The organism is Erythrobacter sp. HA7-11, assembly GCF_055693605.1.
Genome location: NZ_JBVFUF010000002.1, coordinates 2,301,247 through 2,325,749, shown reverse-complemented (window position 1 = coordinate 2,325,749; position 24,503 = coordinate 2,301,247). Strand labels below are relative to the sequence as shown.

Here is a 24,503-nt window from a genome sequence, read left to right as displayed (position 1 = left end):
AAAGAGGCAATCGTGACCACACACATTCGGCAATTCTGGCAGGATCAAAGCGGTGCAGCCGCGGCGACTTATGCTCTGGCGTTGACCGGGTTGATCGCGGTTGCCGGCGTGGGGTTTGACTATGCCCGGATGGCGGGGATGGACTCCGAGCTGCAGAATGCGGCGGATCAGGCCTCGCTAGCAGGTGCAACCCAGCTTGATGGACAGACAGGTGCATGCACAAGGGCCGCAACCGCGGCTAATGCGCTGGTTGCGAATGAGACCTTGCTGGCGAGCGGAGCCAATGCCGTTGAAGTGCCGCTCGAGACGGGCTGCGATGCGACCGGCCAAATCCGCTTCTGGCAGGATAAGGGCAAAACCACTGCAGCCACCAATGATGGCAATGCGAATTTCATCGAGGTGTTCGTCACGGCGCGTAGCGTTGACTACGTCCTGCTCCCGATCACGGGTCTTCTGACTTCTGGAGACATTCAGGGAATTGCGCTGGCTGGCCTCGGTTCGGCCATATGCAAGCAGCCGCCGCTGATGCTTTGCAATCCGCGCGAGAGCACCGATCCGAATTTCGATGTTAGTTTCTACATCGGGAAGGGCGTAAAGCTGGTCCAGAACGATGGCGGCGGATTTGTGCCTGGCAACTTTGGTTATCTTGAGACCAATGCGGGCAGCGGCGCGATTGACACGGCGCAGACACTGGGCCGCACTGAAGTCCCCGGCGACTGCGTCGGGACCGACATGGTGACCACCAAGCCGGGCGTTCAGGTGAGCGTGCTCGACGCGCTCAACACCCGCTTCGACATTTATGAGAACGGGATCAACAATGCCTGCCCCGGGGATGAGGCGAGTTGTCCTCCGTCAGCTGTTTCGCGCAAGGATTTGCTAAAAGGCAATGGCAATGCTTGCGGCACGAATGGCAACAATGGCTGGCAGGTCGGTCCCAATCCATATCGCCCGACTTCGCCGACTACGCCGCTGACCAACGCCGAGGCGGATGCGCTCCAGCCGATGGGCTATCCTCGTGATATGTGTCACGCCATTAGCAATGATGGAGCGTGCGCGAACGGACAGATTGGCGACGGTATTTGGGATCGTAACGCCTATTTCCGCAGCAATGTTGGGGTTTATCCAGCGGGCATGCCGTCAGGGCTTAGCTCCAATTCCACCCGTTATGACGTCTACAAATACGAAGCCGCCAATGCGAGCACACTGGCGGTGCAGAATGTCGGCAGTCTGCGTGCGCATGGCGCGCCGGTATGCGGTCCACCGGGCGTCGCACCCAATTCGGCTGCACCCGATCGCCGTGTGATCAGCGTGGCCGTGCTCAATTGTGGCGGCAATTCGGGCAAGTTTGACAGCACGCCGGTCGAGTTTATCGACGTGTTCCTGGTCGAACCGTCGGTTGATCGCGGCAATGGCGGCAACAAGATTACCGAGAAAAGCGACCTTTATGTGGAGGTCGTCGGGCCCACCACTTTGGGTGGCGGCTCAAGCGCAGGGCAGGACATCCGTAAGGATGTCCCGTACATCATCGAATGATCGCGCGACTTTTCTCTTTGAAGCGCGACGAGCGCGGTGCGGCTGGCGCGGAAATGGCTCTGATGCTGCCAATTATGTTGGCGTTGATCTTTGTCACGTTCGAGGCCGGGCACTACTTTTACACCGAGCAGAAGATTGTGAAGTCGGTTCGCCAAGGCGCGCGCTTTGCAGGGCGTTTGCCTTTTGACTCTTACACATGCCCGGCAGGCATTGACGCAGGTGCTATCGCCCAAATCCAGAACGTGACCCGCACGGGCAGTTTGACCGGGACGACACCGTTGATCACGGATTGGGAAAATTCCGACATCACTGTGACCATGACCTGCAACAGCGGGACGACTACGGGTGTCTTTCAATCCAACACAGGCGGCGCTCCGGTTGTGACGGTGGCAGCAACAGCGTCCTATCCATCGCTGTTCAACACGCTGACCGACATCGACGATCAATCGGAGGTGAGAGCATCCGCCGAAGCTGTGGTGAACGGCATATGACGAAACGTATCGCAACTGTACGCTTCTTGCGAAATCAAAGCGGGGCATCGGCTGCCGAGTTCGCCTTGGTTCTGCCGCTGTTGTTGCTCTTCATTCTCGGCACGATCGACATCGGCTTGTATTCCTGGTCGATAAACCAGGCCGAAAAAGCCACGCAAACCGGTGCGCGCTGGGCCGTTGCAACCGACATTTTGCCGTCGGGTCTTGCCGATTACAGTTTCGCCGTCAGCGGCGGTATTCCGCAAGGGACAGTTGTGCCGCAAAGCGCATTCCCCGGTGTTTCCTGCGACGAGAATGGCTGCACATGCGCAGGTAATTGCGGCTTCGACACCACACTCAACCAGGCGGCCTTCGATACGCTGGTCGGTCGCATGCAAGATATCAAAGGCGATATCACTGCGGCCAACGTTGTTGTCGATTACGAATATTCCGGCCTCGGCTTTTCAGGTGATCCCAATGGTCCGGACGTTGCGCCAATCGTGACTGTCCGGCTCGAAGATCTGGATTACCAGCCAATCACCTTCGCCATCTTCGACGGCACATTAGACCTTCCGAACCTTCGCTACTCGCTTACCGCCGAGGACAGCGAAGGCAGCGTGGCAAATTGAGGCACACAGCAAGTGGGTAGAGTTGACGACATATATGAGGTTTCGATGAAGAGCGCAGTGGACCTGCCGGGCAGGGTCGTTGTGCTGGCTCAGCCGCGCACCATTGTCGGTCTTGGAGAGCTCGCGGATATGCTTGCGCTGGTTGAATGCGGCTTGACCGAAGCGCCTCCACTCAAAGCGCTCGAAGACGCAGACATCGTTGTTATCGAAGTGGACCCGTCACTCGATGCGTCGATCAATCGGATTGAGCTCGTCAACGCGACTGTTCCCGGCATCCCTGTGATCGCAGGAGTCGTTGCGCTCGATGTCAGGAGCACCCGCGCACTGATGAAGCGCGACGTGATCGATGTGCTAGAAATCCCGTTTTCGATCGAGGATCTTCTCGGATCGCTTGCAGAGGTGAACCTAGAGGCTTTCCGCAAGGCATCCGAGCCCAGCAAGTTGGCGCCTTTGGTCTCCGTGATCGGTTGCGCAGGCGGCGTGGGTACGACCACTATCGCAACGCACCTTGCGGGCGCCTATGCGAGGGATGGCTTGCCGGCAACGCTGATCGATCTCGATCTGCAGAAGGGCGATGCGACCAGCTATCTTGGCTACAGCAACCGTTTGTCCCTGCAGGACCTGCTAGAAGCGAAGACGCGGCTCGATCACGAATTGTTCAATTCGGTCATCACCGCGCGTGATTACATGCCAGCTGTGGTCGCTGCGCCGACGGACATTCTGCCGATTGAAGAGATCGAGTTCGAGCAATTGGCGCCGATCCTCAAAATGGCGCGCCAAGACTGTGAACTGGTTGTCGCCGATATGCCAATTGCCATGACAAGCTGGAGCCTTTCGACCCTGTTTGCCAGCCAGGCAATTGTGCTGGTTGGCAAGTTGACGGTCCATCACCTGCGCAAATTGCGGCGGCAGATCGACTTTCTGCTGTCCGTCGGGATCGACAAGGAGGCGATCAAGGTCGTTTTGAACAAGGCGGAAACCGGCATGTTCAAAACCCTGAAGGTCGACGAGGCGGAAGACGCCTTGCGCCACCCTATTTTTGCCTCGCTGCCTGAAGAGGCAAACCTAATCGAGCAAGCGCATGACCGCGGCGAGCTTGTTTGGGACCAATCGAAACGAACCAAATTCGGCAAAGCCCTGGATCAGATGATCACCGAATTGCTGTCGCATGACGAAGGGGATAGCTGATCATGTGGAAGATCAAGCGCGATATTGCTGACGAGTTTGAAACCGACGAACAGGAAAAGCCTGACGCCGATGCCGGCGCGGTCGAAGAAGCGACCGTGTCGCTTCATCCGACGCTGAGCAAGCGTGAAGAGCGCCTGCTTGATATCAAGATGGCGATCCATCGCGGGTTGCTCGACAAGATCAATCTCTCAATGCTGGACAAGCTGCCGCAAGAGCAGATCAAGGCAGAGATTACGGCCCTGGTGCCAGAGCTTTTGGCTGTTTTCGATCATCCGCTGAACCGCGAAGAACGCGGCGCCTTGATCGACGACGTCATGGATGAGCTGTTGGGTCTTGGTCCGATTGAGCCGCTGCTCAAGGATGAGACCATCACCGACATCCTCGTTAACGGATGCAACATCGTGTTCGTTGAGCGGGCGGGTGTACTGGAGCAGGCCAAGACCCGGTTCCAGGATGAGAAGCATCTGATGCGGATCATTCAGAAGATTGTGAGCGCGGTTGGTCGCCGCATCGACGAATCTTCGCCTTTTGTTGACGCCCGCCTTGCCGATGGCTCGCGTGTCAACGCCATCGTTGCTCCTCTGGCGCTCGACGGGTCGCTGCTGTCGATCAGAAAATTTGCCAAAATCCCGATCAACATGAACAAGCTGATCGAATTGGGCAGTGTGCCCGAGCCGATGGCTGAAGTGCTTGAGGCAGTGGTCAAATCACGCCGCAACGTCCTGATTTCGGGCGGTACGGGCTCGGGTAAGACGACAATGCTGAACGCGATGTCCTCTTTCATTGATGAGCGTGAGCGGATCGTGACGATCGAGGACTCGGTAGAGCTTCAACTCCAACAGACCCACGTTGCGCGGCTGGAAACGCGGCCTGCCAATATCGAAGGGCGCGGTGAGGTAAGCCAACGCGACCTGGTAAAGAACGCGCTGCGGATGCGGCCTGACCGTATTATCGTAGGCGAGGTTCGCGCCGGCGAAGCCTTCGACATGCTTCAGGCGATGAACACCGGTCACGATGGTTCGATGACGACGGTTCACGCCAACTCCGCGCGCGATGCGCTGTCGCGGGTGGAACAGATGATCGGGATGAGCGGTATCGACATCACTGGAAAGTCAGCCCGTTCGCAAATTGCCTCGGCAATCAATGTCGTGGTTCAGGTCTCGCGTTTGGCGGATGGTAAGCGCCGCGTGCGCAGCGTTTCCGAACTCACCGGCATGGAAGGCGAAACGATCACCATGCAGGAAATCTTCCGCTTCAAGAACACCGGGGTAGGCGATGATGGCGAAATTCTGGGCCACTTCGAAGCGACCGGTATCCGGCCCAAATTCCTGCAGATCGCTGCCGAATATGGCGTCGATCTTTCGGCAGATTTGTTCCGTCCTGAGCTGAAGATCGGCTAGGATATGAACCCGGAAATCGTCCGTATCCTGATCCTGCTAGCCGTGTTTGCGGTGGTCTTTCTGATATCCAGCGTCGGGCTGGATGCGCTAAGCCAGCGCCAGACCCAAAAGTCAGCCATCAACAAGCGTCTGGAAATGATCGGGCGCGGGATCGATCGAGACGAAGTGCTTGGCGAACTTATCAAGCGCCGTCCGCAAGGTTTCGACAACTTGCCCGAGTTTGCGCGCAAATGGATGGTGTCATTCCAGCGCGCAACATTCATGTCGGGCATCCAGATGAGCTTTCGCACCATCCTCATATTATTGGTGGTGGCGAGCGTTGCCTTGTTCGTCATTACGCTTTCGGTGGCGCTGCTCATTGGCACGACGCTGACCTTTGGTGCGATCCAGATCGCGCTGATGTTCGCAATCGCGCTTGGCGCGTTTGTTCCGATCCTCATCATCCAGCGCATGGCGCAAAGCCGGCGCAGGACCATGGAAGCCCAATTTCCCGTGGCCCTCGACATCTTTGTTCGCGCGCTTCGCACTGGTCACCCTGTTGCCTCTGCAATCGACCTGCTCACCACCGAGATGGAAGATCCAATCGGTAGCGAATTCGGTTTGGTGTCCGATGAAGTCGCGTACGGGACCGAGCTGGTCGACGCTTTGCAGTCGATGGCGGAGCGCTGGGATCTGGATGACATCCGTATGTTCGTCGTCTCGCTCTCATTGCAGAGCCAGACGGGCGGTAATCTGGCCGAGATCCTGGAAAATATTTCGAAAGTGATCCGAGACCGCGCGCAGATGTTTATGAAAGTTCGGGCGCTGAGCTCTGAAGGACGGATGACAGGCTGGATGCTGACTGTTCTGCCGATCTTCGCCTTCGTCACCACCTTTCTCGCAGCGCCGTCATTCTATCTCGACGTCGCGGATGACCCGATCTTCATTTACGGCTCGATTGGGTTGCTGATCCTCTATGTTATCGGCGTTTACACCATCCGCCGCATGATCGACTTGAAGGTGTGACATGATTGATCTGATTGTTTCGAACTGGGTTTTCCGCACGGGCGTGCTGCTCGCGATTTTTGCTGTCGTGGTGGTTTGCGCGATCGTACTGGCGAACTTTGTGAGCAATCGCGTTGGTGTCACGCGGGAATTGCGCGCGATGAAAGACAACGGCGCGATCATCTCGAACAAGGGGTTGGCTGAAAACAGGCAGTCCGCGTGGAACAAGATCGTCGAACGGATCGAAGCGGCAGGTCTCAACCTTGAAGACACCAACAATAGCGAGATCGCAAAGCTTCTGAAATCGGCGGGATACCAGTCACCTTCAGCCCCTCGCGTGTACACGCTGGTCCGGTTGCTGATGATTTTTGTGCTCCCTGGTCTTTATCTGCTTTTTGCTTTCACATTCACCGAAGCCCCTTCGATCCTTCGACTGTATATTGTCTGCGCAGTCTTGGCGCTCCTCGGCATTTACCTGCCCAATATCTGGGTGCGTATCAAAGCGTCGGGCCGCCGCCGTGAGATCATCAACGGTTTCCCGGACAGCCTCGACCTTATGCTGGTTTGTGTTGAGGCAGGCCTGGGTCTTGAAGCCTCGCTGGATCGGGTTTCTCGCGAAACCGCAACAAGCCACCCGCTCATATCCTCGCTGTTTTCAGAGACGGTGCTCTTCATGCGCGCAGGCGCATCGCGCGACGAGTCTCTTCGCCGCCTGGCCGACAATGCCAGCGTCGATGAGATCCGTTCGTTTACGACATTGCTTATTCAGTCGGACAAACTCGGCACCAGCATTGCGACGACCTTGCGCGTCTATTCCGCTGAAATGCGCGAGGCGCGCCGCATGCGGGCCGAGGAAAAGGCGCACCGCTTGCCTGTATTGATTTCCATTCCGTTGGTCGCGTGCATGCTGCCGACAATGATCGGCGTACTTGGATTGCCAGCGGTTGTGCTGACCGTCCGTGACGTTTTTCCGTCTATGGCAGGGGGGTGATAAGATGAGACTATCCGCCAAATTTGTTCTGTGCAGTTCAGCACTGGTAATGCTTAGTGGATGCCAAGGCGTCCTTGCCAAAATCGGCTTGGGCGGAAATCGCTCTGTCGATAGCAGCGCTATGGCGAGCGCTTCGGATGGCACGAGGCTTGAGCTGGGACTGGCTGCGCTTCGCAGCGGTTCGCCGGGCAACGCGATCTACCACTTCGAACGCGCTGTGCTTGATCCAGTAACTGCGCCCGATGCCTATAATGGTATGGGTGTCGCCTATGCGCAATTGGGTCGCGCCGATCTGGCCGAGCGTTTCTTCAATGTCGCGATCATGATGAAGCCAAGCGATGATCGCTTTGCCCGCAACCTGGAACGGCTCTACCAATCCGATGGAAGAGACGTCGCGCGCCTTGCTTCTGCCAAGGAAGCCGAAGCCAGCAAGATCGCCGAGGTCGCGACCGAGGCCGCCCGTACCGAAGGGTTACTGGACGCCCCTTCGGAAGATTTTGTGCGGCAAGGTGCAGTGACGATCGACCGCCGAAAGACTGCTCATTCGCGCGCCGCGAACGGAGAAATCCTCATCGGTGGTGCGAGCGCAGCCGCCGGTAAGCCTGCCAGCGTCGAAGTTGCGACCCGCACAAAGCGAGAGGAAGCAATCCCCGGCCCGGTAACAGTTGAAACGCGCGAACCGCGCAAGGTCGAAAAGGCCAAGAAGACCGAGGTCTCGATGATTGACGGTCCGATCGCTGCCAGCTTTGAGATGCCGGAATTTTGTCTGGTGGCGCAAAAGAGGATCGAGCAACAGACTGCTCGGGTCGCGCAGGCGGGCACTAAGAAAACGATCGAGTTCCCCTCGACAAAACCAGGTTATCCCATTCGCGTTGCTTTGGGCAGAGACTGAAGCGACGCGACCACGCGGCCAGGGCAGCGACCAGCCCACGCATGACGGCGAATAGAAAATGGAACAAGCTATCGCTCTCCTGCTTTCTGCTTTGCTGCTGCTGGCCGCGTGGATCGACTTAAGACATCGCCGTTTACCGAACTGGCTTGCTGGCCTGATTTTGCTGGTCGGAGTGGTCGCCAGTTTTCTCGGTTTCGGATGGACAGGCCTAGGCTGGGCGATGCTCCACGCCGTGGTCGCCTTGGCCATCGGCTTTGCGCTGTTTGCCATGGGAATTATCGGAGGCGGCGATGCGAAGACCTACGCTTCGCTCGCGGCGGCTTTTCCGATTGGCAAAGCCTTGGGACTGCTCGCCTACACATCTGCTGCTATGTTTGTGATAGCGGTTCCGTGGATCATCGCAGCCCGTATTCGCAGGCGACGCATGAAGGCTTCCGGCGATGAGATAAGCGAGGATGATTTCGCGAAGATCCCGGTCGGAATTGCAATTGCCACAGGCGGCCTCGCCATGCTGTGGTTGCCCTACGCATCCATGCTAGGTCAGGCGTAGAACGATCCGGTCGCCGGTCGGATTATAGCGCAGATCAATTCCCGAACTCCGAAGTCTTTGGAAGGATACGAGCCCGTCTTCGGGCAGCGTATTCAAGCGCCGGCCAATCCCTGCCTGATTGCTCAACAGATTTCGAATGTCACGGCTGTTGAGCAACAATTGAGCGTTGGGATCAATCGTGACAGGTATCGTCCCGATGGCGGCACCGCCGAGATACACGCTCTTGCGCACTTCAATGTTACCGGCATTGTCAGCCTCGATTGAGTTCGAGCGGCTGCCTGTGCTGGTCAGTTCGAAGCCAGACGGGATGACGCCGAGATCGCCGTCTACTTCTGCATTGTTCTCAACGCTTGCAGAGCTTGCGCCATCGCGGTCCTCGGCGAGGGCAAGATCTGTATTGGAAGCATCCGCTCGGTTCCCCTCGGCTGGCAGACCATCCTCGAGGGCAGGCGATGCACTGGTCTCGGCTTCGGTTCCTGAAGGTGCGGTTGCGGTTGCGTCACTCGCGACCAACGCCCGGTCGCGTTCGCCACCAATTGAGGAAGTCGGGCCGTAGAGCACACGGTCTACGCTCGGCTTCATAGCGACGTAAGACAGCGCGACGACCACCGCTGCGAAATAGACCCACAGCATCCGTTCGGAGAGAGCGCCTCTCTCCATTAGCCTTGTGTTGCCCTGTTGATCATCGAATGACTGCCCCCACAATCGGATGAGTGCTCAGTATTAGCAGCAATCGCCTCGATCAGCGAGTCGCTTTTGCGCGGCTTTCGATCTGGAATGAAAGGCTTTTTCACGGTGCAGGCGATTCGCGAGATTCAGACCCGATTCGCATCGCTTCTACGCAACACTACTTATTTTCAAATCAGTGAAGGTCCGTAAAAGCGTGACGAATCATACGGTTAACGAAATCTTACAACTAAGGTAAACGCGCTTGTAATAACGTGCGATTCCTGTTCAATTCAATCACAACAGAGGGTCGTAAAAACAGGGGTCTACGCTTCGGCGATGGATCAAGATTCACGACGGGTCGCAAGCATGATTTGCTGATCACTCTTTGCAATTGGAGTCCATCTGGTTTGCATCCGTCAACTAACTGCCACGGGCAGATCAGGACGGAAGCATGATTAATTTCGAAGACGAATTCACCCAAGACGGCGCGCAAGATGTCGCTGCCGATGCATCTTTTGATGCTGATACGACAGCCGAGGATGTCGTTGTTCCGGCGCAAGATCGGGTGGTTACGCTTCCCCCAGGTGTAGAGCTTGAAAATCTCGAGGTTGATGGTCGCGATCTGATCATCATCATGTCGGATGGATCGCGCGTTGTTGTTGCCGATGGAGCTGTGTTCGTCCCGCAGATCGTCGTCAACGGTGTCGCTGTCCCGCCTTTCAACATCGCCCAGCTTTTGACCGGCAACGAGCCGGAACCTGCTGCCGGACAAACGCAGAGCTCAGGCGGTAATTTTGCCGGCGACGAAGGCGAGATCCAGGCGGCTTATGAAATCGGTGATCTGCTTCCGTTTACCGATTTCAGCTTTCCCGAAGAGCGCGAAGAAGAAGTCTTTCCGACGCTGGGTGACGAAGAGCCGGAAGTGGTTATCCAGACCCCGGATAACCCTGTTGGTGTGCAAAATGCTGTCGCCAATGTTGGTGAGGACGGGCTCCCACCACGCGAGGGTGAGCCTGCCGGAACGAATGAAGAAAGCGACTCTGAGACGACCGCTGGTACAATCGTTTTTGACTCGCCCGATGGTCCTTCGCAGATTCTGATCAACGGCACGGAAATCACCGGTCCGGGTCAGACAATTCCAAGCCCGTTTGGCACGCTTCTGATCACGAGCTTTGATCCTGTAACCGGCGAAATCGGCTTTGAATACACGCTGGGTGACAACACCACTAATCCCGGCGATGCCGACATCTTTAATGTCACCGTGATCGACGCCGATGGCGACGAAGCGAATGCGACGCTGACCATTAATATTGCGGATGACGGTCCAATCGCAGCCAATGATACGGGCAGCGTACCCGCGGGCAGCTTTGATCCAATTTCGGGAGACGTGCTTGTTAACGACGTCCCGGGCGCGGATGGCTTCCCTGCCAGTGGCGCGGTTTCCGGCTTCAGTAATGATGGCGGATCGGCTGAACCTGGCCAGCCGTTGCAAGGCGAGTTCGGCGTTCTGACGCTCAATCCGGACGGGACCTACACCTATGTCCGCGATCCGAACACGCCGGGCGGTGTAACCGATACATTCACCTACACGATCGTTGATTCTGATGGCTCGACTTCAACTGCGACGCTGACGATCGATATTGCCGATTCCCCGGCAGCGATCACATTTGTGCCGGTCGTTGGCGAGGGCACTGAGGTCGCGGAAGCTGGCTTGCCGCCGCGCGGCGATGAGCCTGTCGGCAGCGGCGAGGGCGCAGACGCGGACCCTAACAACAACAGCGATCCAAGCGAGTCCACCGGATCGACAATCACGTTCGAATCTCCTGATGGCGTCAGCGAAATCACGATCGGTGGCCAGCCGGTTGCGATCAGCGATGAACCTCAGGAAGTCGAGGTCGATGGCGGCACGCTGATCATCACGGAAGTGACCTTCGACCCGGAAACGGGCGAGGGCACGATCACGTACGAATTCACGCTTGATGACAACACTGACGGCGATGACACGAGCTTTGACTTCGACATTGTCGTAACCGACCTTGACGGCGACAGCGCGGAAGACACTCTGACCATTACCGTCGTTGATGATGTGCCGACTGCGGTCGATGACAGCGCCACGCAAACGGAAGAGAATGCACCGGTCACTGTCGATGTCTTCGCCAATGATACCGAAGGTGCAGATGGTGTTGCGCTCGAAGCAATTGCGGTCGTCGACAACTCGCTGAGCGGCGAAGGAACGCTCGTCTACAATGAAGACGGCACCTTCACCTACACACCCGCGCCCGGCGAAGAGGGCACGGTCACTTTCGACTACACGATTACCGACAGCGACGGCGACACGTCCACCGCGACTGTAACGATCGATCTGCTTGAGGATTCCACTCCGTCGCTCGCTCTCGAAGGCGGTAGCACCGTCGACGAAGCCGGCCTTGATGCGCGCGGCGATGAGCCTGCGGGTTCGGATGCAGCCAGCGATACCGAAACGACCTCTGGCGTTATCGGCGTCAACACCGGCAATGATACGGTCGCATCGCTCGTCATCAACGGTGTCGATGTCACCGAAGGCGGCACAGTTACCACCGACAAGGGCGTGCTGACGGTAACGCTGGTCGATGGCGTCTACAATTATTCCTACGAGCTGACCGACAACACGCTGACCGATCCGGACAGCGACACGTTCACAATCACCGTGACGGACAGCGATGGCGACACCGCTTCGACTGACCTCATCATCAACATTGTCGATGATGTTCCAGCGGCCGAGGATGACGCCAATTCATTGGACGCCGGCGAGTTTGGCCCCGCTACCGGCAACGTGCTCGGCAACGACACCGAAGGCGCTGACGGGGCGGACGTTACCGCGATCACCGGCGCGGGAGGATCGGGGGCTCCGGGTGACACGATCCAAGGCGAATACGGTGTCCTCACCATCAATCCCGATGGCAGCTACACCTACACGCGCGATCCGGGCACTCCGGGCGGGGTAACCGACACCTTCACCTACACCATAACCGATGGTGACGGAGACACGGCTGAGGCCGATCTGGTCATCACGATTGCCGATGCGCCGGTCACGCTCGACGTGCCGCTCTCGGGCAGCGACGGCACGCAAGTGCTCGAGTCAGGCCTCGACGGCCCGCCAGCGGGCAGCAATGCGGCGTCCGACTTTGAGACCACGGCTGGCAGCTTTACCTTCGCCGCGCCTGATGGCCCTGCGACCGTCACGATTGATGGCGTCGAAGTCACGAGCGTCGGTCAGACATTCGCGGGTGCGTTTGGCACGCTGACGATCACTGCGATTGAAGGTGGCGTGATCAGCTATTCCTATGAGTTGACCACCAACACCGATGGCGATGACACTGCGGATGAGTTCGCGATTGTCGTCACCGATCAGGATGGCGATGAAGCCACCGGCACGCTCGAAATCGACATCATCGACGACATGCCAGAGGCGGTTGCCGATACCGATTTCGTCACCGAAGACGGCCCACTTACCGCGAGCGGCAATGTCATCACCGATGTCGAAGCCAATGGCGACAATGGTGCCGATACAACCGGTGCTGATGGCGCTGATGTGACCGGCGTTGCTGCAGGCGGCGGAACTACTGCGGTGACGGGCAATGTGGGCGCTGGCGTGACCGGAACCTATGGCACAATCACGATTGGTGCGGACGGCGAGTACGTTTACGAACTCGATAACACCAATGCCGATGTTCAGGGGCTCGACGGCACCGAAACGCTGACCGATGTCTTCACCTACACCATCACTGATGGCGATGGGGACACATCAACCACGACCGTCACGATTACGATCAACGGCACCGATGATCCGGTCGTCATCAACGGCCTTGACGGTCAGGCTCCTGAAGAAGTCCTCGACGAAGACGATCTTGCCGATGGTAGTTCGCCAGACAATGGGGCGCTCACGCAAACCGGCAGCTTCTCGATCACCAGCCAGGATGGCTTGTCGACGCTGACGGTCGGCGGCGTGACAGTGTTCGACGCCGCGAATCCCGTCACGGGTCCGATCACGATCGACGACCCTGTCTATGGGCTTCTGACCATCACAAGCGTCACGCCTGTGCTCGATGCGAATGGCGATGTGGTCAGCGCGACGGTCGATTACACCTACGTACTCGAAGACAATTCACTGCTTCACACCGGCGCGGATGATGGTTCCTTCACGGACAGCTTTGAAGTGGTGGCGACTGACACGGACGGCTCGACCGACACCGCTTCGCTTGACATCACCATCGTCGATGACACGCCAACTGCGGTTGATGACAGCGCCACGCAAACGGCTGAAAACGCACCTGTCACCGTCGATGCTTTCGCCAATGACACGCAAGGCGCCGATGGCGTTGCGCTGGATGCGATTGCGATTGTCGATGGCACGCTGAGCGGCACGGGAAGCATTGTTTACAACGGCGACGGCACCTTCACCTACACGCCAGGGCCGAACGAAGAAGGCACCGTTACTTTCGACTACACGATCACCGATGGCGACGGCGACACCTCGACCGCCACGGTCACGATCACGCTGCTGGACGATTCCGATCCGCAAGGCGGGGAAGCCGTTGCGACATTGGACGATGATGGGCTGGCTGATGGCAACGCCCTTTCGACCGTTGGCGATATCGACGCGAATGTCGATGACGATCCTGCCGATACGAGCGAGGCGAGCTTCACCGGGACGCTCGATTTCGACGTCGGCAATGACACTCCAGCGACAATCACTTTTGCGCCAACGCTTGATGGTTCGACCGCGACTGTGGGTCAGGAAACTGTCACTTACAGCGTAAGCGGATCGACCCTGACCGCGACCGTTACTGGCGGTGACCGCGACGGAACCGATCTGTTCACGGTCGAGATCACCGACCCTGCGACTGGCGCCTATGTTGTCACCTTGCTCGACAATGTGATCCACGCCGATGGCGGTGATGAAAACAACGCATTTGCCTCGCTCGATTTCACTGTCGCTGACAGCGAAGGCGAGACCGCGCTCACCAATCTCTCGCTTGTTTTCAACGATGATGGTCCGACTGCGGCTGACGATACTGCAACGCAAGCGACTGAAAACGCTGCCTTTACCATTGATGCACTCGCGAACGATGCGTTTGGTGCGGATGGCGTCGACATCACTGATGCCGCCAGCGTTACCGTTTCGACACAGGCGACCCAAGGCACAGTCACCTATGATCCGGTGACGGGGCTGTTCACCTACACGCCTGCGCCTGGCGCGGGTTCGAACGGCAATACCACTGATACGTTCGAGTATACGATTGTCGATGCCGACGGAGATACCGCGACCGCGACGGTTACTGTCACTTTGCAACCGGATTCAGAGCCGACGGCTGACGTAACCTTCGCAGCTTTGGATGACGATGGACTGCCTGATGGCAACCCTCTTTCCGGCTCGCCAAGCGGGCTTGGGGCGGTGTTCAACGGCACACTTACCTTCGATGTGGGCAATGATGGACCGGCGACTATCGGCTTCGCGGCTGCTGCCGATGGTTTGACCGCGACGGTCGGCCAGGAAACCGTGACCTATTCGGTTGTCGGCAATGTCCTGACCGCAACCATTACGGGCGGTGACCGCGATGGAACCGATCTGTTCACGGTTGAGATCACCGATCCGGCCACCGGGGCTTACGAAGTCACACTGCTGACCAACGTGCTTCACCTGCCCGGCGGCGGGGAAGACTTCACCCTGCCTTTCGACACGGCTAGTGCCGCTTGCTGTCACAGACAGCGATGGCGACGTCATCGAAGGCGACGGTTCGCCATCGGGCACGCCAACCCTCTTCATCGATTTTGCAGACGATTCGCCGACCGCTACCGAGAACCTCAACTCGGTGACCGAAGGCAGCTCCGTCAGCGGCAATATCCTGACAGACGACGATGGCGAAGGCACTGATGTGGCCGGCGCGGATGGCTTTGCCGCAACCGGTGCGATCCAGACCGTCGTCAGCGACAACACCGCCAATGGTCCGACCGTAGACGGCGCGGGCAACCTGGTCGTGGTCGGCGAGTTCGGCACGCTCACGCTCAATCCGGTGACCGGCGCATACACTTATGTCTCGAACCCCAATTCGACCAATGTCGATGCGGTTGAGCTGTTCACCTACACAGTCGTCGACGCTGACGGGGACACGGATTCCGCTGTTCTCACGATTAACATCGCCAATGTCGCGGGTTCCGTCTCGGACAACAATGCGACCGTCAGCGAAGCTGGTCTCGATGGTATCGGCAGCGACGGCACATCTGACAGCGAGATTTTCGCAACAGGCGTGATCACCGTGACCGACGCGATTGGTCCGTTCACCTTTACGCTTGATGATCCGGCAGTCGGCAATTTCGGTACGCTGACGCTCAATCCGGACGGCACATACTCGTATGAGCTGACCGCTCCGGTCGATGGCGATAGCCTCAGCCCGAGCCAGGGCGGAAACAACGGCGCCAACACCGTTACCGGCCAAGAAAGCTTTAACTACACCGTCACAGATGCTGCGGGCAACGTCATCGGCACAGGCACGATCGACGTTAACATCGTTGATGATGTTCCAACCGCGACCGATCAGACCTTGGTCTCGGTCGCTGAGGATGCCGTAGGCACGATCAGCGGCAATGTCGTTACCGATGGCACACCGGACACCGAGGGCGCGGATGGTGCGACCGTCACTGCGATCACGATTGACGGCAACACAACCGCCGTGCCGCAAGATGGCACCAGTGTCACCGTTGTGACCGCGAATGGCACCTACACCATTGATCAGACCGGCGCTTGGACTTTCGATCCGAACCCGAACCTTGATCAAAGCGCAGGCCCAATTGACGCAGGGTTCACTTATACGCTGACGGATAGCGACGGCGATTTCGATACCGCCGAGCAGCCGATCGAGATCACTGACGGCGCTGGCCCTGCGGCTGGTCCTGACATTTCTCTTGGTCTTGATGACGCGACCTTGCCTGATGGCTCGGCACCCGGATCGACCAGCGTGAGTGACACGATCACCTTCACGCCTGGCTCGGACGACATTGCCTCTATCGTCTTTGGCACCGATTTGACCGGTCTCGACCCGGCGCTCACATGGGTCCGCTCGCCAGATGGCACGCAAATCACCGGCTCCGACAATGGCCGCTTGGTCGTCACACTCGACCTTTCGGTGACTAACAATGTTGCGACAGTCACCGCGACACTAAACGACAATTTTGACGATCATCCGGTGGTCAATGCCGCCGATCTCTTCGATCTCGGCGATGTCGATGTTGTCGCCACCGATAGCGACGGCGACACAGCTTCGGCGACCGTTTCGGTGTCGGTCGAAGACGACCTGCCAACGATCACAGCCGGCACGCCAGCGGCGGATGCGCTGACGGTCGATGAGACCAACCTGCTGCAAGATGCGACCGCTGACTTCTCGAGCCTGTTCACCGCGGATGTAAACGCCGACGGTCCGGGCAGCCCCGTGACCTATGCGCTCGGCATCAATCCCGGTGCGACCGGACTTGTCGACACAGCAACCGGACAGCCGGTTACGCTTTCGCTCGTGGGCGGAGTGGTCACCGGCAGCAACGCTGATGGCGATGTCGTTTTCACCGTCTCGGTTGATGCCAATGGCGTGGTCACTCTCGATCAGCAGCGCGCGGTCGTGCACGCCAACACCGCCGACGACAACGAGCCGGTTACTCTCTCGGCCGCCAACCTCATCACGCTGACTGGTACTATCGTTGATGCCGATGGCGATACAGCCAGCGCGACGGCGGATATTGCGGGCGCGTTGACCTTCCTCGATGATGGACCTGCGCTTTCCAATGTCACTCTGAACAGCTCTGTGAGCGTCGATGAAACCGGCGGCCTGGACAGCGCAACTTCAACCGCTTCGATTCTCGATTTTGTGGCCGATTTTGGTGAAGATGGCGATAACGGCACCGCCTTCACGCTAGGAATTGTTAACACTAACAGTGGCTTGGCGACGGCTGTCGGTGATTTCCCGATCACACTGGTGCAGACCAACCCAACCACTATCACCGGTCAGTTCAACGATGGCACGGGCGTGCAGGACGCGTTCACTGTGGTCATCAACGCCGATGGCACGGTCACGCTGACGCAGCTTGTCGCGCTTGAGCACAACACCGATGGCCCGGCTGGACCGGCGCATGACGACACGCTCGATCTTGCGGGCTTGATCAACGCCACCGTGACGATCACCGATGGCGATAACGACACCGATAGCGCGACGGTTGAAATCGGCGGGGCCTTGACCTTCTTCGATGATGGTCCGTCGGTTGAGCTGTCGACCACTCCGAATGACCTCACGGTCAGCGACGCCGTGTTCGGCGACGATGATCAGGATTTCTCGGATGCCTTCATCTTTGACGGCGGAGAGGATGGCACAGCAACAATCGAGTATGCGCTCTCGACCACCAATGGCGCCGATTCCGGCCTGGTCGACGCGCTCACGGATGAGCCGATTTTGCTGCGCGAATTCAACGGTACAATCGAAGGGTATACTGCGACTTCGAACCAGGTTGTGTTTGTTGTTTCGGTTGATGCGACGGGCGAGGTAACGCTCGATCTGGGCCGTGCGATTGATCACGCGCTGAGCAATGGCGATGGCGATACGACATCGACCTTGATTGCTGACGATCTGATCCAGCTGACAGCAACGATCACCGATCAGGATGGCGACACCGATGAAGCTGTGCTCGATATCGGGCAGAACCTCAACTTCACCGATGACACGCCAACTGCAGAACCGACGCTCGAGGCGCTGCTTGATGATGATGCCCTGGGCGGCAATGCCGGTGGGCCCGATGATCAGGATCCCGACACGGCCAATCTGACCGGCACTTTGGTCGATCCGACCGAAGGCTTCGGCAATGATGGCGGTACGGTTGCGTTTGCGACCACAGGGGCGCCTGCAGGCTTCACCTATGTTGCAAGCGGCTCGAACATCCTGATCCAGCAGGATCAGAACGGAACCATGGTGACCGTTGTGACCGTCACTCTGGATCCGACCACTGGTGACTATTCGGTCGTTCAAAACGCCAACATTCTGCACGAAGATGACGCCGCTAACGAGGAGAATGAGCAGAGCTTCACTCTCACGGCGACATTGACTGATGGCGACGGCGACACGGCAACGACCTCGCTCACGATCACGGTCGATGACGATACGCCGGTTGCCAATGACGATGGCGAAATCGCCAGCGTTGATGACAATGCGAGCGGCGAGAATGTCGGCACCATCGCCGACCTTACCGGCAATGATAATTTCGGTGCGGATGGCGAGGGCGCGACCGCGATCACGATCGCCACTGGCAGCCTAGGCGGCACGATCACGATCGATGGCAGCGGCAATCTGCTCTACACCTCGGCGACAAACATTACGGCTCCGTTTGCCGATCAGGTTGAAACCTTCACCTACACCATCACCGATGGTGACGGCGATACGACTACGGCGACGTTCCAGATCCGCCTCACCGACGATGGTCCTTCGATTAACGCCGATGCTGCGACCTTTACCGTCGACGAAGAGGGGCTTGGCGGCATTCCGGGCGACGGCGACAGTTCTGGCGATGCGCCGGGCGAAGTCACCGTCCAGTCTGGCACATTGGCCGGTATCGACTTTGGCACAGATGGACCCGGCTCGATCACGCTGACGGCGGTGGCTGACACTGGTCTGGTCACGCTGGATGGCAATGCGGTCGAAACCGTGTGGGATCCGCTCACCAATACTCTCACCGGACAGGACTCCTCGACCGGCGATGATGTGTTCACTGTGGTGATCACCGATGTTGCGACGGGCGCATACACGTTCACCCTGCTGGCTCCGATTGCGCATCCTGATGGCACCAGCGAAGACGATCAAACGCTGAGCATCGGCGTTGTTGTCGCGGATGCCGAAGGCGAAACCGCGAGCGGCGCGATCACTGTCATCATCGACGATGACAGCCCGGTTGCGACCGATGATACTAATGCACTTGGCGAGGACACCGACACGGTCACCGGCAATGTCGTGACCGATGCAGTCGCAGACGAATTCGGCGCCGACGGCGCAGGAGATCCTGCGGTTGTCGCAACCACCGGCGTTGGCGGCGCGGCAGGTGTTGTCGGCGGAGCGACAGCGGGGGCGTATGGCACGCTGACGCTGAACGACGATGGCAGCTATACCTATGACCTTGATAACGCCAATCCGCTGGTTCAGGGTCTTGATGATGGCGAAACGCTGACAGAGACCTTCACCTACACCATCGAAGATGCGGATGGGGACTCGTCTGAAGCGACGCTGACCATCACAATCAACGGTGCCAACGACGCGCCTGTCGCGATTGCCGACACCAACTTCGTGATTGAAAACACGCAAGCAACTGCGCTTGGCAATGTGCTGCAAGACAACGCGCATGCAGGTGCGCCAAGCGGCACGTTTGCCGACGTTGCGGATACCGATATTGATGGCGATGTGCTGAGCGTGACGACAGCAGGCGTATTTGTGGGCACTTACGGCACGCTGTCACTGAACACGGACGGCAGTTACAGCTATGTCCTCAATAACAACGATCCTGCGGTTCAGGCGCTGAACGAAGGCGACGCGCCGCTGACCGACACGTTCAATTACACCGCGTCTGACGGCGATCTGTCCGACAGTTCGACACTCACGATCAGCATCTTTGGCACGAATGATGCTCCGGTTGTCGGCTCGGCTGTGGTGACGACCTCTGACGAGGGACTTGCCGGCGGACTTGCCGACACGGTACCGGCAACCCGACCGACACAACGGATTCGAACGTCGCCAACGGCACGATTTCGATCACCGATGTCGATAGCAGCACCTTTACGGTCACTCTCAACATACCAAGCGATGCATTGACTTCTGGCGGTGAGGCGATCACCTGGTCGCTGAGCGCGGATGGCAAGACGCTGACCGGTTCGACCACCAGTGCGGGCGCAGTCCTGACTGTCGTGATCGACGATACGGGTGCGTTCACCGTGACGCAGCTGGCGCAGATCGATCACGCTGATACCACAAGCGAAGATGTGACCAGCTTCACCGTCGATGTCAGCGTCAGCGACGGCGCGGACACGACCACGCAGATCGACGCGATCACGGTCAATATCGAAGATGACAGTCCCGAAATCACCAGCCCGATTTCGGATCAGCAAGTGCTCAACGATCCCGGTCAGCCGTCGCTTGTCGGCGATCTGAACTTTGCTGCAGGCGGAGACGGGCCTGGCACGACCACGATGATCATGGCTGATGTCAGCGCGATTACCGTTGGCGGTCAGCCGATCATCACGTCGCAAACGGGCAATGTGCTGACAGGCTTTGTAGACAGCGATGGCAGCGGTGATCTGAGTGCCGGCGATCTGGAAGTGTTCACGCTGGCGGTTGATCCTGCCGCAGGAACCTCGGGCGAATACACGTTCGACCTGCTCGTTCCGGTCGATGGCGAGACGACCCAGATTATTCTGGGGCAAGGAACGGCATTCGGCGTCGGTCCAAGCGACAGCGTGCTTGTCACCCAAGCAGGCGTCGGCGAACTGACATTTGTAACCGGCTGGAACCCGACGGCGGGCAGTGGTCTTTTGACCAATGCCGAGCTGGCTGATTTCCTCGCCGGCGGCACGCCAACGCTCAATCAGGATCCGAGCGTCAATGGTTCGACGGCGGGCTTCGGTCTTGGCAGCAACAACTTTGACGAAGGTCAGTTCATCCGCTTCGATTTCGGAGCTTTGGATGACTATGATGGTGCTGGTTCGTTCACGCCTCCAGGCGGCACAAATGTGCTCAACGCATCATTTGCGACATTTGATTTGAAGAACTTCAGCTCCAATGGCGGCAACAATGACGTCGTCCATTTTGTGGCCCGCTTCACCGATGGCACTACTGAGACGATTACGCTTGATGCGGCGGCGGGTGATCCCAGCACGATCACCATCAATGCGCCTCCCGGTGCACTGCTTTCCTACATCGACGTATACAGCGAAGAAGGCTCGGTTAAGCTGAACCTGATCGATGTGGGCGTCACGGAAACGACCGTCGATGTCGACATCCCTGTCTCGGTCAAGCTGACTGACAGCGATGGCGACAGCGCGATGGACGATTTCGTCATCAACCTGTTTGACGACGCACCGGATGCTCAGGACGATCTGAACGACGCAGTGCTTGTCACGGAGGACATCAACGCGGCCTTCGTACTGGATTTCAGCGGCTCGGTGAACGATGCCGAACTGAACTTGCAGCTCAACGCCGTGAAGGACGCAGCTTTTGAATTGTTCGAGAGCACGACAGGTGCGCTCGATATCACCCTGATTTCGTTCTCGACCACCGCGCAGACCGAAGGAACGTTTAGCGACTTCGCTTCGTTTGCGGCTGCGCTGGATGCTTTGAACGAAGAATTGGGCGGCGACCGTCCATTTAGCAGCGCGACCAACTTTACCGATGCGGTTGAGCAGGTGATTGCGGACTTCACCCCGGATCCCAACGCGAACAATCAGGTATTCTTCCTGAGCGATGGTAATCCGAACCGGGAGACGCAGAACGATACAAACGGAAACGTCATCAACTCCCTGTCGTCTGCTGCGCAGGCTGCTTGGCAGAGCTTTGTCGACGATAACGACATCAACGTCACGGTACGTCGGTATCGGTAACGGCGTCAACATTGATCGCCTGCAAGACGTCGACGTAGATGGCGAAGGCGCGCCCGTGCTGGCCGATGATTTCGGCGATCTGCTCGACACGCTGATTTCAGTGGTCACGCCAGAAATTTCGGGCAATGTCCTCGACAACGATATCCCGGCGAGCAACGGCATTGCGGTCGTTTCTATTACCGTAGATGGCGTGAACTATGCCTTCGACGGGGTGAACACGATCACGCCAAGCGGCGGCTCGCCAATCACCGGAACGTCGTTCACTGCGACCACCGCGTTCGGCGGAGAACTCACCTTCGATTTCGCAGATGGCAGCTACAGCTATGTACCGCCTGAAACGAGCGTGCCGGAAATCGAAAATTTCCAGTACACCGTCGTCGATGGCGATGGCGATGTCGACAGCGCTGTGCTGCGGATCGATATCGCTGCGGTTGCGGAAAACAACAACTTCGCGCTCAATGATGTCGTCATCACCAATGGCGGTTCGACCGTCACGATTGATGAGGGCTGGTTGCTGGCCAATGACGAGGCCGGCACGACCATCACCTCTGTGGCCAATGCATCTGACGGCAGCGTTGGCATCGGCGGCGGCACGATCACATTCACCGATACGGGCGATGCGGGTGGCAGCTTCACCTATGCCGCTGAAAATGGTGGCGATGCCAATAACGCGTTTGTCACTGTGAACCGTGAGCAAGCGGGTCAGACCCAGCTTGATGGAACGAGCGGCGATGACATCCTGATCGACCGCGACGGGTTCGACGATACGATCATCGGTGGTGATGGCGCCGATGTCATGGTTGGCGGCACGGGCGCTGATGTGTTCGCTATCAATGATGGCGATTCAATCGCGACCGTCGGCGGATCGGGTGACAATGGAACGATCACCGGGTTCGACACGATCGTCGACTACGACGCGTCGGTTGACGACATTAACTTCACCGACGGCGGTTCGCGGATCGTTGCTAGCAACACCTCGGGAACCAATGGCGTCGATTCGACCCTCACCATCGGAGGGCAGACGATCAAATCGCACGCCATTTCCGACGGCATCATCACCTTCTCAACCAGCAACACATTCTCGAACCCGCTCACTTTGACGAGCGAGAGCGACGTTGCAGCGGTCGTAGATTATCTCCAGTCACAATCTGGCACGACGGATATCGGCGAGAACCGAGTGGTCGCCTTCGTTGTCGGCAATGACACATATCTGTTCAACCAAGATCGGTCTAACCCGCTGCAAAGCGACGACTCGCTAGTCAAGATTGAAGGCGTAGTCCTGACCGATCTTGCGGCTCTGGTCAGTGCCGGGGCGGTCCGCCCAATCGTCCTCGACCTCGATGGCGACGGAGCCGAATTCGTCGGTATCTCTGCTGGCGTCACCTATGACTATGACGGTGACGGAACGCTCGAAGCGACCGCTTGGGCCGGAGCCGACGATGCAATCCTGGCGTATGACGCCGACGGCAACGGGCTGGTTAGCGATGCGTCCGAATTCGTGTTCGGCAATGCGCAATTGACCGACCTCGAAGCGGTTGCGCAGCGCTTTGACGACAATGGTGATGGCGTTCTTGATGCGTCTGATGCGGCCTTCAGCCAATTCGGTATCTGGCAGGATGCCAACCTCAACGGCGCCAATGACGATGGTGAATTCACCAGCCTCTCAGACGCCGGGATCATAGCCATCAATCTGGTTTCTGACGGTGTCCCAGGCACTGCTGCGGGCGGCGATGTGACCATCTTCGGCAAGTCCACCTTCACTTTCGGCGATGGCCGCACGGGTGAGCTGGCGGATGCGGCGTTCTCTACCGAGCGCAACAGCCGCACGCTGGAGCAGGCAGCCGCTGCCGCAGCTGGCTTTGCCGCCTTCACGGTGGCAGATCATGCCGCCACGTTTGTGCCGATTGACAGCGTCGATATGGGTGCCGCGCCGGTCTTCGCAGTTGCAACGCTCGTCGATGCAATGCCGGAGCCTGCGATCGATGCCGATTGGGATCTTTCGGACTTCCTCGCCAGCGCCGCTCAATTCGCAGGCAGTGAAAATGTGCAGCATGGCAATGCAGCCAATGATGTTGACGCATCGCCGGCAGGCTTCTCACTTGCAGCACAAGCAGAGCAGCATGAGGTGGCTCCGCTGCTCGAGCAGGCGGCGGAAAGTGGTCCGATCGCGCACAGCCCGGTAGCTGGCGGAATGAGCGATGCCGCTGTCGCGCAAAGCATGGAAGCTTTGTTGATGCTGGATACGGTCGCAACCGAAACGATCGATGGAACAGAAATCGGGATGGGTGAAACGGTTGATGCGATCCTCGCGGATATCGCTGCCACCTCACAACTCGATCAGATCATCGATAATCTGTCGCAAGTCCCTGATTTGGCTGATAAGCCGATCTTCAAATTTGCCGGAATCGACTCCGACTTGCTCAATCAAACCTTTGACATGGGCATCAATCCAGCGACCCCGCTGGAGACGATGGACGGTCAATTGGAGCAAGCCGCGGTCGCTTCCGCTCAAGGATAATCAAAACGTACTGGACCCAGTGGGGGA

The 24,503-nt window shown here is 58.2% G+C and carries 14 protein-coding genes; 13 read left to right on the top strand and 1 reads right to left on the bottom strand.

Going from position 1 to position 24,503, the window contains the following annotated elements:
• Positions 1 to 12: 12 nt before the first annotated feature.
• From ACZ1GU_RS11825 to ACZ1GU_RS11785, 9 genes are read left to right on the top strand one after another with little or no spacing between them, the layout of a single operon-like run.
• Entirely contained in the window at positions 13 to 1,533 is a 1,521-nt protein-coding gene (locus ACZ1GU_RS11825) for a TadE/TadG family type IV pilus assembly protein (RefSeq protein WP_472648186.1), read from the top strand.
• On the top strand, positions 1,530 to 2,024 hold the full coding sequence (locus ACZ1GU_RS11820) for a TadE/TadG family type IV pilus assembly protein (RefSeq protein WP_472648185.1): 495 nt from the start codon (positions 1,530 to 1,532) through the stop codon (positions 2,022 to 2,024). The genes ACZ1GU_RS11825 and ACZ1GU_RS11820 overlap by 4 nt, the downstream gene beginning before the upstream one ends.
• Positions 2,021 to 2,632: a TadE/TadG family type IV pilus assembly protein gene (locus ACZ1GU_RS11815; RefSeq protein WP_472648184.1), complete on the top strand. Its 612-nt coding sequence runs from the start codon at positions 2,021 to 2,023 to the stop codon at positions 2,630 to 2,632. The genes ACZ1GU_RS11820 and ACZ1GU_RS11815 overlap by 4 nt, the downstream gene beginning before the upstream one ends.
• A gap of 45 nt (positions 2,633 to 2,677) precedes the next feature.
• Positions 2,678 to 3,820, top strand: a complete 1,143-nt coding sequence (locus ACZ1GU_RS11810; protein WP_472648183.1) for an AAA family ATPase — start codon at positions 2,678 to 2,680, stop codon at positions 3,818 to 3,820.
• Positions 3,821 to 3,822: 2 nt separating this feature from the next.
• Positions 3,823 to 5,220: a CpaF family protein gene (locus ACZ1GU_RS11805; protein ID WP_472648182.1), complete on the top strand. Its 1,398-nt coding sequence runs from the start codon at positions 3,823 to 3,825 to the stop codon at positions 5,218 to 5,220.
• 3 nt (positions 5,221 to 5,223) lie between these two features.
• Entirely contained in the window at positions 5,224 to 6,225 is a 1,002-nt protein-coding gene (locus ACZ1GU_RS11800) for a type II secretion system F family protein (protein WP_472648181.1), read from the top strand.
• Between the two features lies 1 nt (position 6,226).
• Positions 6,227 to 7,195 carry a type II secretion system F family protein gene (locus ACZ1GU_RS11795; RefSeq protein ID WP_472648180.1) on the top strand — a complete coding sequence of 323 codons (969 nt, stop codon included), beginning with the start codon at positions 6,227 to 6,229 and terminating at the stop codon, positions 7,193 to 7,195.
• Positions 7,196 to 7,199: 4 nt separating this feature from the next.
• The gene (locus tag ACZ1GU_RS11790; RefSeq protein ID WP_472648179.1) at positions 7,200 to 8,087 is read left to right on the top strand and encodes a tetratricopeptide repeat protein; all 888 of its coding nucleotides are present in this window, start codon (positions 7,200 to 7,202) and stop codon (positions 8,085 to 8,087) included.
• A gap of 58 nt (positions 8,088 to 8,145) precedes the next feature.
• On the top strand, positions 8,146 to 8,637 hold the full coding sequence (locus ACZ1GU_RS11785) for an A24 family peptidase (protein WP_472648178.1): 492 nt from the start codon (positions 8,146 to 8,148) through the stop codon (positions 8,635 to 8,637).
• Here the strand turns inward: ACZ1GU_RS11785 and ACZ1GU_RS11780 are convergent.
• Positions 8,623 to 9,297, bottom strand: coding sequence for a hypothetical protein (locus ACZ1GU_RS11780; RefSeq protein WP_472648177.1), 675 nt, complete (start codon positions 9,295 to 9,297; stop codon positions 8,623 to 8,625). The two genes, ACZ1GU_RS11785 and ACZ1GU_RS11780, sit on opposite strands and share 15 nt — an antisense overlap.
• Positions 9,298 to 9,757: 460 nt before the next feature.
• Here ACZ1GU_RS11780 and ACZ1GU_RS11775 point away from each other — a divergent pair, with 460 nt between their 5' ends.
• Genes ACZ1GU_RS11775 through ACZ1GU_RS11760 form a run of 4 tightly spaced genes read left to right on the top strand, consistent with a single transcriptional unit; the run spans position 9,758 to position 24,476 of the window.
• Positions 9,758 to 15,220: a beta strand repeat-containing protein gene (locus ACZ1GU_RS11775; protein WP_472648176.1), complete on the top strand. Its 5,463-nt coding sequence runs from the start codon at positions 9,758 to 9,760 to the stop codon at positions 15,218 to 15,220.
• Positions 15,159 to 20,177: a beta strand repeat-containing protein gene (locus ACZ1GU_RS11770; protein ID WP_472648773.1), complete on the top strand. Its 5,019-nt coding sequence runs from the start codon at positions 15,159 to 15,161 to the stop codon at positions 20,175 to 20,177. Before ACZ1GU_RS11775 ends, ACZ1GU_RS11770 begins: the two co-directional genes overlap by 62 nt.
• Complete coding sequence (locus ACZ1GU_RS11765; protein ID WP_472648175.1) at positions 20,174 to 21,958, top strand: vWA domain-containing protein; 1,785 nt, start codon at positions 20,174 to 20,176, stop codon at positions 21,956 to 21,958. The genes ACZ1GU_RS11770 and ACZ1GU_RS11765 overlap by 4 nt, the downstream gene beginning before the upstream one ends.
• Positions 21,912 to 24,476: a hypothetical protein gene (locus ACZ1GU_RS11760; RefSeq protein WP_472648174.1), complete on the top strand. Its 2,565-nt coding sequence runs from the start codon at positions 21,912 to 21,914 to the stop codon at positions 24,474 to 24,476. The genes ACZ1GU_RS11765 and ACZ1GU_RS11760 overlap by 47 nt, the downstream gene beginning before the upstream one ends.
• The last annotated feature ends 27 nt before the right edge of the window (positions 24,477 to 24,503 follow it).